This window comes from Streptomyces akebiae (genome assembly GCF_019599145.1).
GTDB lineage: Bacteria > Actinomycetota > Actinomycetes > Streptomycetales > Streptomycetaceae > Streptomyces > Streptomyces akebiae.
The window spans coordinates 7398674-7413009 of sequence record NZ_CP080647.1; the positions used below are offsets into that span (position 1 = coordinate 7398674).

A 14336-nucleotide genomic window follows, 5' to 3' on the forward strand; every position below is an offset into this window, starting at 1 on the left:
AGCCCACGCGGGCGAACGCCCCGACGGAGAGCAGCATAGTGAAAGTACCCGAGATGCTGTCAACTGCTTTCTGCCTACTGTTCACCTTCTTTCTGCTTACTGTCGACTTCCAGCTCCGCCAGGGCCGCACGCGCGCCCTCGGCGGTGTGGGTGTTCCTGGCGCCGTGGAGGCCGGACGTGTAGAAGCGCCGGGCCTGCGTCAGCCGTCCGAGGTCACGCAGGCAGTCACCGATGGTGAGGTAGGTGTCGGGACGGTACGTGGTCTCGTCGGTACGGCCGAGAAGGACGAGAGCCCGCCGGGCGTACGAGAGCCCGTACGCCGGTCTGCCGCGCAGCCGGGCCAGGCCGGCGAGGCGCCTGAGGCACTGGGCCTGTGCCGCGACACGCTCCAGTTCCCGGTTCAGTTCGAGGGCCGTGCGGGTGTGTTCCTCCGCGATCTCCAGGGCGCCCATGCGTTCCGCGCAGACCCCCAGATGCTGGTGGGACCGGGCCATCTCCTCGGTTGCGTCACGGGCGGTGGCCGAGCGCAGGGCGGCGTCGAACTCGGCGTGCGCCGCCTCGTAGTTCTCGGTGAGCACGTACAGGGTGCCGATCTGGTTGCGCAGTTCCTCAGCCTGCGCCACGTCACCCGTGCGCTCGCAGAGACCGAGTGCCGAGCGGCAGTGCGCCATGGCGGTGTCCAGATCCCCGTCGTCCTCCGCCAGGAAGGCCAGGCTCCGGTGACAGGCGCTGACCGCGCCGAGATCCTCGAGCCGCGTGAAGATCTCCTGTGCCTCCTCGAAGCCGGCTCTGGCCTCTGCCGGGCGTCCGCTGTCGGCGTTTAGCATGGACAGCTGGTACAGAGCGGCGGCGGCGTCCCGTTCCAGCCCCAACTCGTGGAAGGCCGTACGGGCCCGGCTGTATCGGGCCCTGGCGATGCGGTGATCGCCCTGTTCGTGCTCGACGGATCCGAGCTGGTGCTCGGCGTAGGCGATACCCAGCCGGTCGCCGGCGGCCGTGCTGACGGATAGCGCCCGTTCCAGGTGTTCGCGTGCCTCCTTCATGTCGCCCCGGTCCCGGGCGATGAGACCGAGCTGGCGGTGGACGATGGCCTCCGACTCCGTGCCCGGTTCGCTCCACTCCAGCATCCGCCGGCACAGCGCCCGCTCGGTCGTCCAGCGGCCCCTCGCGTGCAGCACGCCGCACAGGCGGCGGCCCAGCACTCCCGCCTCCCGGTGCAACTGGACGGCGACGAGATGGTGCAGGGACTCGAACGCCGCGTCGATGCGTACCGGTTCGGGCAGGCCGGTGTCGGAGAAGATCTCCTCCGTGTACGCGGCCGCACGGCGGTGGGCGTCGTGTGCGGCCCGCGGATCGAGGCGGTCCAGTTCGGCCGCGGTCCAGCGGTGGACGCTCCACAACGGCGCACCGGCCGGACCCGTGCCGTCCTCGGCCAGCAGCCCGGAGGCGGCCAGCGCGTCGAGACGTGCGCGCGTGCCCTCCGTGTCTCCCGTACCCTCCGTGCTCTCCGTGTCTCCCGTGCCTCCCGAGCCCTCCGCGTCCCCCGAGCCGGTGAACGCCGAGGCCGGGACGGGCACACGGTGCACCGCCGCGCGGTGCAGCAGGGCGCGGCTCGTCGGGTCCAGGCTGGACAGCAGGTCGCCGAGCAGTGTGTCGGCGGCCGTGAGGCTCAGTGCCTCCCGCAGGGCGGGGCGCACCTGCCCCCGCACGCGGGCGCGCGCGGCGTCGAGGCCACCGTTGAGCCGGCCGACACGGGCCACCAGGTCGTCCGTCGGCCGGCCGGCGCCCAGGAGCGCCTCCAGATAGGCGTACGTACGAGGATGGCCGCCGACGACCTGGCGGATCTCCTGCCACTTCGTCCGGGGGAGCTTGCGCGACAGGGGCAGCCGCAGTCGCATCAGATCGGTCTCGTCCGGGGTGAGCGGAGGAAGCGGAAGCCGGCGAAGACGCCGGGAGGCGGGTCCGGCTGTCGTCGGGAGGGGATGACGGGAGACGATCACCAGGGACGCGCCCGTCAGCAGGGTGGTCCACGCGGTGAGGAAGTCCGCCAGTTCGGGGTCGGTGAAACGGGTCCGGCCCTCCGGGTCACGGGTCAGGTTGGCCTCGAAGTCGTCCAGCACCACGGTCAGCGACCGGGTGGACCCGGCCGCCGTGGGGCGAGCCTCCGCCGCCGCCCCGGCGTGCGCGTCGGTTCCGGTGAGGTGTGCGAGGGCGGCCAGGCGCCCGGACCAGGGCTGCTCCGCGTCCACCAGTTCGAACATCCGCGGGTCGTCCGTCTCCCCGGCGAGCGCGTCCGCCGCGCCGCGCAGGATCTCGTCGGGGCCGACCGGGCCTTTGAGCAGCACGGGCGGAGCCGAGGAAGCCCGCAGACGCAGCAACTCGCCGACGAACGCGGTCTTCCCGACCCCGCCCACTCCGTGCACGACGAGCCCGGTGCCGTCGTCGGCCAGGGTGTTCAGGGCTACGCGCAGCTGTGCCCGGCGGCCCACGAACGAGCCGAGCGGCAGGGCGAGGGGCACCTCGGGCGAGGCGGCCCCCGTCGAGGCATCCCCGCGGTCGGGCTCCACCGCCTGGGTACGGGGCCCGGCGAAAAGAAGGGGCACGTGCCATTCCGGCAGCCAGTCGTTCCCGGCGCGCCTGAGGCGCTCCTGCTCCGTGCGGGCGTCGTGCAGGGCCTCCCACAGGGGCCGGCCGGCGGCCAGGGCGGCGTACATGTCGGCCATGAGCGCGCCCGCGTACGTGTCCCGGACCGGTGCCGACATGGCGACGACCGCCGGCACACCGGACTGGGTGAGGCTCTGAGCCAGTCCGGGTAGAAACCTGCTGTGGTGCGCCGGTTCCGGCCCGGTGGCGGAGCGGCTCACCGACGATGCCGTCGAGCAGCCGGCCAGGACCACCGCAGGGACACCGTGGGCGGCGCACAGGGCACGCCACAGGGCGTCGGCGGTCACCGGATCGCGGTCACCGGCCTCGTCCTCCAGCAGGAGTTCACCGGGCCTCGCGTGGCAGACGATGTGCACGACGTCGGCGGGTTTCTCCGCCAGGGCGGCGCTGAGTGCGGTGAGGCTGCCGGAGCTGAGCACCCGCAGCTCCGCCCGGCCCGGGACCCGGGACACGGCAGCCGCCAGCCGCGCCGTCTCCGCGTCCAGGTCGAGCAGGGGCTCCCTGCGGCCGGGGGCCTTGCGGGGCCCGGCGAGCAGGACGAGCAGCCGCAACGGCCGGTCCGGTCCGCCAAGGGATGTGGGCGCGTGGTGGTCGCCGAAGCTGCGGTAGGGCCGGATGGTCGGATGGAGCGCCAGGGGTGCCGACTGGCCGGGCAGGGTCAGTGCCTCCCACGGCAGGCCGTCGAGCCGGCCCTGCTCCGCCTCGATGACGAGCGGCAGGCCGTGCTCCTTCGCCGCCTCGCCCTGCGACGCCGTGGCGAGGGCGCGGACCGCTCGGGCGCCCACCGCCTCGGCGAGCAGACCTCCCAGACGCCGCATCAGCTGCGGTGGTGGGACGCCGGTCGTGCGGGGGCGGGCGCCCCGGCCGGCGGCCTCGTACGCCCGGTGCAGTGCCTGGACGGTCTCCGCCAGTGCGAAGGACACGTCTGCTCCGGGACCTTCGGCGACGGTTTGCGTACCAGCGCTGAGGGTGACGGCGGCATGCCGGATCCGCAGCCTCCAGTGCGCTGGGCCGGGGTGTGCAGCCGGCGCCGCTTCATCGGGCACAGGGATCCTCCTGCGCGTGGACGGTTTTCGGGGTGGTGGCGGCGCCCGCCTCGCAGACGTACACGACGGTCGGTTTCTCCTTCGCGTCGAGTGGCGCGGTGACGTAGAGGACGGCACCGGTGAGGACCAGCAGGGAGGCCAGCAGGGTGTCCCGCCGGGCCCGCTTCAGGGACTGCCGCACCTGCCAGGCGTGGATCCAGGCGAGCAGCCGCTGCTGCAGGCGCTGGATCAGCAGCGCGTTCCGCCGGGCCACGGCTGCCTCGTGGGCCAGAAGACGCTCTCGCGCGGGATCGCTCTCACGGGCCAGCAGGGCTTCGAGGCGGGCCGCCACGGTCAGCCGCAGACGGCGCTCGCGCCGCAGGGTGGCCGGGTCGGTGGCGTGAGGGCCGTAGAAGTCGGCGGGTGATCGGTCGATCAGCTTCCGCAGCCCGTCCAGTTCCGGCGCGCCGAGATCGTCGAACGTCGCCGTCCGGGGGCTGAGCACCTCGCTGGCGCGCCACACCACCCAGGCGACCCCCGCGACGGCCAGCAGCATGCCGCCGGCCGCCGCGACCACGTCTCCCGCGTCGTCCAGGTCCTTGGCGACGACGAGTGGCCCGCCCGCCAGCACCAGAGCGCCGACTCCCGCCGCTGCCGCGGTGATCCAGCGCGCCGTGGCGCGCATGTCGGCGACGGAGGCCCGCAGATCGGCGAGAACGGGGTCGGGGACAGGGTCGCCGGCCTGCGGCTCGGCCGGGGTGCTCATCCCGGGAGGGGAGGGTGGTCGTCCGGTCCGGGGAAGTCCTCGTCGTCGCCGCGCAGGTCGGGCGGCGCCTGGTCGTCGGGGAGTTCTTCGTGCCGCACCCATGCGGTGCCGTTGAAGTACTCCACGTTCGGGCCGTAGAACCGGATGTCGCCCTCTTCGGGCTGCTGTGGTGGTGAACCCATGACGGGATTATCCGCAGAGTTGGGGTCAGTTGGCATCGAATGTGCTCAACTGGTGCTGTGTCGACGCCTATTGCCAGCGCTTGCTGTCGTCGCTTGTCGCCGTCGCCGAATCCCCGTCCCCTTCGTCGAAGGACTCCGCCGTGTACGACTTGACGCTCAGCACGCACGCCCGGGGTACCGTGATCGAGAGCCTGCACGGTCTGGTCGGGGCTTCCGGCCTCGTCACCACGGTGCAGACGACGGTCGGCCTGAACGACACGATCGGATCGATCATCGAGGCGGCTCCGCGTCTGTCGGAGGACCACGAGGTCAAGGCCAACGGGCTGATCGTGAGCCGCGTCGGGATGTACCGCATCGTCTGGGGCGTCGTCAGCCACCCCGACGGAAGCCTGGCGGTTCTCACCCCGATGCCTGCCTACGAGGGCCAGCCCTCCGACTGGATCCGCCACTACATGCGCGAGGTACTCGATCCCGTCATGGCTCTCTCCGGCCGCGGCCACCGCACCGGTGGAGGCGGCAACGGCACGGTGACCGACCCGGAGTTCGCGCGGGCGTTCAGGGAGGCATACGTCTGACCCGGAGCCCGCGAGCAGGGGAATATCCTGTTTTCCCGTCCTTCACCGCCTCTTTTCACGGTCCGGCCAGCCACTAGGATCTGCGTCGAGGGTCCGATCACGGGGAACGGTCGCCCTCGCGGGACACGACGAGCGGGGAACAGGCATGCGGGAAGGCCGGTGGGTCACGGTCACCGAGTCCGAGTTCGATCACGAACGCCGCGGCCTGGAGGCGATCCGGGAGAAGCTCCCGGACTCCGACCCCTGGCGTGCCTGGTCGAACTTCACCTTCACCGCGAACACCGGCCACGTCCGCGAGGTCGACCTGCTCGTCGTGGCCCCCGGCGGCGTCTGCATGATCGAGCTGAAGGACTGGCACGGCTCGGTCACCTCCGAGAACGGCACCTGGGTGCAGACCACGCCCGGCGGCCGCCGCCGTACGCACGGCAACCCGCTGCACCTGGTCAACCGCAAGGCCAAGGAACTGGCCGGCCTGCTCGCGCTGCCCGGCAACAAGCGGGTCTGGGTCGCCGAGGCCGTCTGCTTCACCGACAACGGCCTCCGCGTACGGCTGCCCGCCCACGACCAGAACGGCGTCTACACCGTCCCCCAGCTGGTCGAGATGCTCAAGCAGCCCCCACGTGACGAGCGGCGCCGCGTCACGGCGATCGGCTCGCGCGAGATCGAGGCGGCCCTCAAGAACATCGGCATCCGCAAGAGCGACGCGCAGTACAAGGTCGGCCCGTACGAGCTGCAGCGGAAGTCCTTCGACTCCGGGCCCACCTGGGCCGACTACCTCGCCCGCCACAGCGACCTGCCCGAGGCCGCCCGCGTCCGCATCTACCTCAGCGAGCGCGGCTCCGACGCCTCCCTGCGCCAGTCCGTCGAGAACGCCGCCCGCCGCGAGGCCGCGGTGCTGGGCCGGTTCAAGCACCCGGGCGCCGTCCAGCTCAAGCAGTACTTCCCCTCCGGGCACACCGCCGGTCCCGCGCTGATCTTCGACTACCACCCGGACACGTTGAAGCTGGACGAGTACCTGGTCCAGTACGGCGAGAAGCTGGACATCCTCGGCCGGATGGCGCTGGTCCGCCAGCTCGCCGAGACGATGCGCTCCGCGCACGCCAGCCGCATCCACCACCGGGCGCTCGCCGCCCGCTCCGTGCACGTCGTCCCCCGGCCGCGCGGCCGCAAGGGCCGGGCCGTCGGGGAGGAGGCCGCCTGGCTGACTCCGGACCTCCAGATCTCCGACTGGCAGATCGCCACCCAGCGCAGCGGCGACTCCTCGCAGGGCCAGGGCATGACCCGCTTCGCGCCGACCGCCCTGTCCGCGATGCACCTGGCCGACGACGCCGACGCCTACCTCGCCCCCGAGCTGACCGCCCTCAACCCCGACCCGGTCCACCTCGACGTGTACGGGCTCGGCGTCCTCACCTACCTCCTGGTCACCGGCAAGGCCCCGGCCGCCAGCCAGGCCGAGCTGCTGGCCCGCCTGGAGGCGGGGGAGGGCCTGCGCCCCAGCTCCCTGGTGGACGGCCTGTCGGAGGACGTGGACGACCTGGTGCAGGCCGCCACCGCCTACCGGCCCGGCCAGCGCCTGTCCAGCGTGGACGAGTTCCTGGAGCTGCTGGAGGTCGTCGAGGACTCCCTGACCGCCCCCGCCCCAGCGGCCCCCGACACGGAGGCGCCCGGCGAGGAGGACGGGGCCCCCGCCGACAAGGACCCGCTGGAGGCCGTAGCCGGTGACGTGTTCGCCGGCCGGTGGGAGATCCGCCGCCGCCTCGGCACCGGCTCCACCAGCCGCGCCTTCCTCGTCCGCGACCTCCAGGCCGAGGCCCGCAAGACCCGCCCGCTGGCCGTGCTGAAGGTCGCCCTCTCCGACAGCCGGGGCGAGATCCTCGCCCGCGAGGCCGAGGCCATGGGCCGCCTGCGCCCCCACTCCGGGATCATCCGCCTCGTCGAGCCCGAGCCGCTGCACATCGGCGGCCGTACGGTCCTGGCGCTGGAGTACGTCGGCGACGAACGCGACGACACCGGGCAGGGCGGCGAGGCCGGGTCCCGCCCGCGCCGCCGCGAGGAGACCGTCGCCCGCCAGCTCCGCGAGAACGGCCGCCTCCAGGTCGACCAGCTGGAGGCGTACGGCGACTACCTCTTCGGCGCCGTCGACTTCCTGGAGGGCGAGGGCGTCTGGCACCGCGACATCAAGCCCGACAACATCGCCATCCGCATCCGCCCCAACCGCACCCGCGAACTCGTCCTCATCGACTTCTCCCTCGCCGGCTACCCGGCGAAGAGCACCGACGCGGGCACCGACGGCTACCTCGACCCCTTCGTCGACGTCATCACCCGCGGCTCGTACGACTCGCACGCCGAGCGGTACGCCGTCGCCGTCACCCTGCACCAGATGGCCTCCGGCGAGCTGCCCAAGTGGGGCGACGGCAGCGTCCTGCCCCGCATGACCGAGGCGAAGGACTGGCCGTACCCGACGATCGCGGCCGAGGCCTTCGACCCGGCCGTACGGGACGGTCTCGTCGCGTTCTTCCAGAAGGCCCTGCACCGCGACGCGGCCCAGCGGTACCCCGAGCTGAAGCCGATGCGGGACGCCTGGCGCAAGGTCTTCCTCGACGCGTCCCAGACGGTCCCGTCCAGCCACCGGGCCCGCGCGTCGGCCCCGGCGCCCACGACGACCGGGGAGGGCCTGCCCGCCCAGGGCGCCGCCGCGGCGGCCATCGCGGACGCCGAACCCGAGAGCGCCGAGCAGCAGCGCGACCGGCTCGCCGCCGAGGTCACCCGGGACACCCCGCTGACCGTCTCCGGGCTCACGCTCGCCGCCCAGTCGTTCCTGTACGGCCTGGGCCTGACGACGGTCGGCGAACTGCTCGACCACAGCCGCCGCAAGCTCGTCAACGCCCCCGGCCTGGGCGCCAAGACCCGCAACGAGGTCCAGCAGCGGCAGCGGGAGTGGGGCGAGCGGCTGCGCGAGATCCCCGTCTCGCCGCTCACCCCGAAGGGACGGGCGGAGGCCAAGGAGGAGCTGGAGCAGCTCACGGCCGCCGAGTCGGCCCTGGTCGGCCACCTCGCCACGGGCGAGTCGGCGGGGACGCTGCCCGCCCGCACGCTGCGCTCGGTCAGCCTCGACACCCTCGCCACCGTCTTCGTGCCCGCCGTCAACAACAACGGCTCCAACCGCAACAAGGCGGAGATGGTACGGCTGCTGCTGCGCCTGCCCGACGAGCACGGGGTCCTGCCGGACATCGGCGTCTGGCCGAAGCAGAAGGACGTCGCGGAGGCCCTCGGGCTGAGCCAGGGCCGTATCCCGCAGATACTCAAGGACGAGCGCAAGCGCTGGAAGGCGGAGCCCGCCGTCCAGGCGCTGCGCGAGGAGATCATCGACCTGCTGGTGAGCATGGGGCGGGTCGCCTCGGCGGTGGAGATCGCGGACGCCCTGGCGGTCCGGCGCGGCACGCATCTCGCGGGGCGTGAGCAGCGGCGCGCGATGGCGCTGGCGGCCGTACGGGCCGTGGTCGAGGTGGAGCAACTGGTCCCGCAGGAGGCCGAGTTCCAGCACCAGCCGAACCGCAAGGCGACGGACGAGTCCCTGGGCGCCGGCCTGCTCGCCCTCGACGTACGGGAGGACGACGGCCCGGACACCCCGACGGCGCCCGGTCTGCTGGAGTACGCGACCCGCCTCGGCCGTACGGCGGACCGACTGACCAAGCTGGACACCCTGCCGACGGCCGCGACCGTCCTGGCCGAGCTGGGCGCGCTGACGGTGCCGCCGGGCGCGGTCAACTGGGACGAGCGGCGCATGGTGGAGCTGGCGGCAGCGGCCTCCGTGAACGCCGCCGCCACTCCGCGCCTGGAGATCTACCCGCGCGACCTGCCGCTGGTCCGGGCGCTGCGCCTCACCCAGGCCGGGCTCGTCCGCTGGATCCCGGGCGTACCGGAGGGGCGGCAGCCCGGCCTGACGGGCGAGGACGTGCACGAGCGGGTGCGCGCCCGCTTCCCGGAGCTGGTCGTGGTGGACAGCCGGGGCGGCGCCTCCCACGAACTCCCGACGGGCGGCCCGCTCACCAAGGCCCTGCGCGACGCGGGCTTCGAGCTGTCGCTCAACACGCGCGAGGACACGGGCACGCTGCGCTACCTGCCGACGCGGGTGGACGACGCGTCCAGCTACCTCACGACGGGCGCGTGGCGCCAGTCGACGCGTACGGGCGCGGTGACGCGGTACGCCGACGACCCGCAGCTCGCGGGCGCGGTGCGCGCGGAGGAACGGCTGCTCGCGTCGGCCCGCCGGGACGGGTACCGGGTGTTGACCGTACGGCAGCAGTTGGTACGGGACGCGGTGCGGGAGTTGGGCGCGGAGCGGCTGGGCGCGGGCGCGGTGTCGGTGACGGAGCTGTTCCTGGAGGCCCTGCACGCGCAGGTCACGCCGGGTACGAAGCCGACCTGGGAGACCCTGCTCAAGGCGGACGCCGCCGAGCCGGGGTCGAAGGGCGCCGTGAAGTTCGCGGAGTACGTGCGGACGGCGTGGGGCGCGGTGGAGCCCAGGGTGGCGGAGCTGCTGGGCGACGGGGGTGGCGGTGGGGCTGGTCCTGTTGACCCTGCCGGTTCTGTCGGTCCTGTGCTGCTGACGGAGGCCGGGGTGTTTGCGCGGTACGACGCGATGGGCGTCCTGGACCGGCTGGCGTCGGCGGCCCGGCGGGGCGGGCGGGGGCTGTGGCTCCTGGTCCCGCAGGCCGACCCGTCGCGTGAGCCCCGGCTCGGGCAGGTGGCCGTGCCGTACCAGGCCGGCCTGGGGGAGTGGATTCAGCTTCCGGACACGTGGGTGGGCAACGCCCATCGCGGGTCCGGCGAGGGCGTGGCAAGTGCGGGTGCAAGTGCCAGTGGTGTCGAGGGAGACGTCAAGTGATCGACCGCAAGGCTCTGTTGAACGACCTGAAGCAGCAGGTCAAGGCGGTCGAGGCGGACCTCGGGCGACAGGTGAAGGCGCTGGGGGAGGTCGGTGCGCGGCTGAGGGCCGAGTACGACCAGGCGCGAAAGCTGGGGCGTACGGCGGCGACGTGGACCTCGTGGCTGGACGAGCGGGTCACGCAGGTCGCGGTGGCGTGGGTGCTGGGGACGGTCTTCGTACGGTTCTGCGAGGACAACCGGCTGATCCCGGAGCCGTACCTGACGGGGCCGGACGGCGACCGGCGGGAGCTGGCGGAGTCTCGGTACGACGCGTACGTGGAGTCGGACGAGGACCCGACGTACCGGGGGTGGCTGGAGAAGGCGTTCGAGGAGCTGGGGCAGGGGCAGGCGGGACGGCTGCTTTTCGACAAGCGGCACAACCCGCTGTACCAGGTTCCGCTGTCGCATGACGGGGCGCGGGAGCTGGTCGAGTTCTGGCGGGGGAGGGACGAGGCGGGCGTCCTCGTCCACGACTTCACCGACCCGCTGAACGAGGACGGTACGGAGGGGTGGGACACGCGGTTCCTGGGTGACCTGTACCAGGACTTGAGTGAGGCTGCGCGTAAGACGTACGCGCTGCTTCAGACGCCGGTGTTCGTGGAGGAGTTCATCCTCGACCGGACGATGAACCCGGCGGTGCGGGAGTTCGGGTACGAGGAACTGAAGATGATCGACCCTACGTGTGGGTCGGGGCACTTTGTGCTGGGGGCGTTTCGGCGGTTGGTGCGGCTTTGGGGGAGGGGCAGCCGGGGCGGGATGTGCATGAGCGGGTGCGGGCGGCGCTGGACTCCGTGCACGGTGTGGATATCAACCCGTTCGCGGTGGCTATTGCTCGGTTCCGGTTGCTGGTTGCGGCTATGGCGGCTAGTGGGGTGCGGACGCTGGCGGAGGCGGCCAAGTATGAGTGGCCGGTTCATCTCGCGGTGGGGGACTCGCTGATCAAGGCCCGCCGATCTCAGCAGGGCAACCTGTTCGGCGGGGTGGACGAGGACTTCGCGGACGAACTGGCCGAGTTCAAATACGCCACGGAGGATGTGCACCAGTACCCGGAGATCTTGCGGCCGGGGCGGTATCACGTGGTGGTGGGGAACCCGCCTTACATCACGGTGGAGGACAGGAAACTTAACGAGCTGTACCGAGAGCTGTATTCGGCGTGCGCGGGTACATACGCGCTGTCAGTTCCGTTCGCCCAGCGGTTCTTCGAGCTGGCTAAGCGTGGGAACGCCGAGGGGGGCGGCTACGGCACGGTTGGGCAGATCACCGCCAACTCCTTCATGAAGCGGGAGTTCGGAGCGAAGCTCATCGAAGGATACTTTGGGCACGCGGTGGAGCTGACCGAGGTGATCGACACCTCAGGCGCCTATATTCCAGGCCATGGAACGCCGACCGTCATCTTGATTGGCAAGCAACGGGGTGGGGACGGGCGGGCACCCGTGATCCGAACTGTCCGCAGCGTTCAGGGCGAGCCCGGTGCGCCAGAGGATGCCGAGGATGGCCTGGTCTGGCGGGCGATCGTTGAACAGATCGAAAGGCCGGGCTCCGTTAGCCAATGGGTATCCGTCGATGACCTGGACCGGAAGAGATACTTCGGGCAGCAGCCTTGGATTTTGGCCGATGGTGGATTGGAGATGGTAGGGCAACTGCAGCGCGTATCCGATGTGTCTTTGGGGCAAGTGGTGGAGACGATTGGACGTACGACGAAGTCTGGTGCCGACGATATCTACTTCCTGCCCAACTCTGCGACGGCACGACGTCTGCGTTTGGACAATAATGTCCGCTCGCTAGTCGTGGGCGCGAGTGTTCGTGACTTTCAGATCGCCGACGCGATTACCCTCTGCGCTCCCTATCAAGACCGCGAGAACGAACAACCGATTGACGAGGCGAGCCACGTAGTCTCACGTTACTTGTGGGTAGCTCGTTCTCTGCTCCGCGGACGCATGCTTTTCGGTAAGACGATGGTCGAGCATGGGCGACCGTGGTACGCCCATTTGGAGAGTTATTCGAAGAGGCTTCGGACCAGAAATGGCTTGACCTTTCCCTTCGTTGCAACGCACAACCACGTTGTGTTCGATCGTGACGGGGCTCTTTTTGGCAGCACTGCTCCGGTGATCAAGTTGCGGGAGGGGGCGAGTGATGAGGAGCACCTACGGCTGCTTGGGTTGCTCAACAGCTCTACGGCTGGGTTCTGGCTCAAGCAGGTGAGTCAGGGCAAGGGTGGCAGTGGCCTGGGGCGCGGAATTCAGAGCGAAGCGTGGGAAGAACGCTATGAGTTCACTGGCACCAACCTTGAAGAATTCCCCATTCCGGCCTCTCATCCCACCGCCCTTGCTACTGCCCTTGACGCCCTCGCCCAGCAACTCGCCTCCACCAGCCCCGAAGCAGTGGCGGCCAAGTCCACTGCCACAGCCCTCCGTGAAGCCAAGGCTCGCTGGGAGTCCACTCGCTCTCGCATGATCGCCCTCCAAGAGGAACTGGACTGGCAGGTCTACTCCCTCTACAACCTTCACTCCGAAGACCTTCGCGTCTCCGAGGACCCCGACGACCCCAGCATCCCCGAGCTCGCACTCGGTGAGCGCGCCTTCGAAATCGTCCTCGCCCGCCGCGTAGCCGCAGGCGAGGCCAGCGACGAGTGGTTCAAGCGGCACAACTCCACGCCCATTACGGAGATCCCTGCGCACTGGCCTGCCCCTTACCGCAAAGTCGTCCAGAAACGCATCGATGCCATCGAGTCGAACCGCGCCATTGGCATGGTCGAGCGCCCCGAGTACAAGCGCCGCTGGGCCACTGAAGGCTGGGACGCACTCCAAGAAAAGGCCCTCCGCTCCTGGCTGCTCGACCGTATGGAGAATCGGGAACACTGGTTCGACGAGAACGGTCAGCCCACCATCCTCACTCTGGCTCGCCTCACCGACGCCCTCTCCCGTGACGAGGACTTCGTCTCCGTTGCCAAGCTCTACGCGCCCCGTAAGGAACTCGCGAAGGTCGTCGCCGAGCTGATCAGCGACGAGCACGTGCCGTTCCTCTCCGCCCTGCGTTACAAGCCCTCCGGCCTCAAGAAGCGCGTCGACTGGGAAGAGGTGTGGGACCTCCAGCGCAAGGAGGACGCCGCGCCCGACGAGCCCGCCAAGCGGAAGATCCGGGACTCCATCCCCGTACCGCCGAAGTACACGTCTGCTGACTTCCTCCGCCCCTCCTACTGGAGGGCGCGCGGCAAGCTCGACGTGCCCAAGGAGCGGTTCATTTCTTACGGGCAGACCAACGCCGCCACCCCCGAGCTGTACGGGTGGGCCGGCTGGGACCACCGCGAGCAGGCGCAGGCTCTCGCCACGTACTTCACCAACACCGCGCTGTCCACCGAGGAGATCACGCCCTTCCTCGCCGGCCTGCTGGAACTCCAGCCGTGGCTGTCCCAGTGGCACAACGAGTTCGACATGCTCTACAGCGGCTCCCCGGCGGACTTCTTCGCCGGTTACCGCCAGCAGAAGCAGGGCGAGCACGGCCTCACCGACGACGACCTCCGTGCCTGGCGTCCTGCGGCCGCGACCCGAGGTCGTCGCGCAGCAGCGAAGCCGTAGCCAGGAGTAGTTCGACGTCGGTCGGTTCGGGGGCCACCCGGTGCGTGCGCGGGTGGCCCTGTTGCTGCACGTGCAGCTCAGCCCACACGGTCTTTCCCGGGGCTGCATGGCGAGGGGTGACGCCCCAGTCATCCGAAAGGGCGGCGACGAGGAGCAGGCCCCGGCCGGACTCGGACAGCGAGTCGGTCACCGGAGGGCTGGACGGAGGCTGCTTCTCGGCGCGGGTGTCGGTCACCTCGACCCGGACGATGCCCTCGCCCAGGACGAGGTGAAGGTGGAAGTCCCGGCCGGGGACATGCCCGTGGCGTACGGCATTGGCGGCGAGTTCCGCCGTGATGAGGGTGAGCGTTTCGTTGACGGGGGCGGTGTAGGGGTGGCCCCAGTCGTCCAGGCGGTGCGAGACGAGTCGGCGGGCGAGACGGGCACCGCGCGGTGTTGAGGTGAAGCGCATGGTGAACTCGCGTTCGGGCGCGAGGCGCCGTGGCATATGCCCGTTCGGGGGAGTTGCTGACTTCATGGGGTAAACGGTCGCGGACTCTGCGTAGCTTTGACCAGGAGCGATGCGCTGACGAGTACGGGCTGTACACGCGGGCGGTGCGCTTGTACATGGTGGTGGGCGT

Annotated in this window: 6 protein-coding genes and 1 pseudogene; 3 read left to right on the forward strand and 4 right to left on the reverse strand. The window is 70.8% G+C overall.

All coding sequences use genetic code 11. The features are described 5' to 3' along the window. Positions 1 to 74: 74 nt before the first annotated feature. The 3 genes from K1J60_RS32050 to K1J60_RS32060 all read right to left on the reverse strand — a co-directional run bounded on the left by K1J60_RS32050 (position 75) and on the right by K1J60_RS32060 (position 4637). A complete protein-coding gene (locus K1J60_RS32050; protein WP_220649247.1) occupies positions 75 to 3587 on the reverse strand; it encodes a CHAT domain-containing protein in 3513 nt (1170 codons plus the stop codon). 112 nt (positions 3588 to 3699) lie between these two features. Next, positions 3700 to 4455: a hypothetical protein gene (locus K1J60_RS32055; protein ID WP_220649248.1), complete on the reverse strand. Its 756-nt coding sequence runs from the start codon at positions 4453 to 4455 to the stop codon at positions 3700 to 3702. Next, a complete protein-coding gene (locus K1J60_RS32060; protein WP_220649249.1) occupies positions 4452 to 4637 on the reverse strand; it encodes a hypothetical protein in 186 nt (61 codons plus the stop codon). Before K1J60_RS32060 ends, K1J60_RS32055 begins: the two co-directional genes overlap by 4 nt. Before the next feature lie 140 nt (positions 4638 to 4777). Between K1J60_RS32060 and K1J60_RS32065 the strand changes: the two genes are divergently transcribed. The 3 genes and pseudogenes from K1J60_RS32065 (at position 4778) to pglX (ending at position 13716) form a co-directional block, all read left to right on the forward strand. After that, a complete protein-coding gene (locus tag K1J60_RS32065) occupies positions 4778 to 5212 on the forward strand; it encodes a hypothetical protein (protein WP_220649250.1) in 435 nt (144 codons plus the stop codon). Between the two features lie 145 nt (positions 5213 to 5357). Then, positions 5358 to 10100: a BREX system serine/threonine kinase PglW gene (gene pglW / locus K1J60_RS32070; protein ID WP_220649251.1), complete on the forward strand. Its 4743-nt coding sequence runs from the start codon at positions 5358 to 5360 to the stop codon at positions 10098 to 10100. After that, positions 10097 to 13716: pseudogene (gene pglX / locus K1J60_RS32075) on the forward strand (BREX-2 system adenine-specific DNA-methyltransferase PglX). Before pglW ends, pglX begins: the two are co-directional and overlap by 4 nt. On the opposite strand, the gene K1J60_RS32080 reads toward pglX, so the two are convergent. Continuing rightward, complete coding sequence (locus K1J60_RS32080) at positions 13643 to 14233, reverse strand: ATP-binding protein (RefSeq protein ID WP_259408022.1); 591 nt, start codon at positions 14231 to 14233, stop codon at positions 13643 to 13645. The pseudogene pglX and the gene K1J60_RS32080 overlap by 74 nt on opposite strands. Positions 14234 to 14336: the final 103 nt, after the last annotated feature.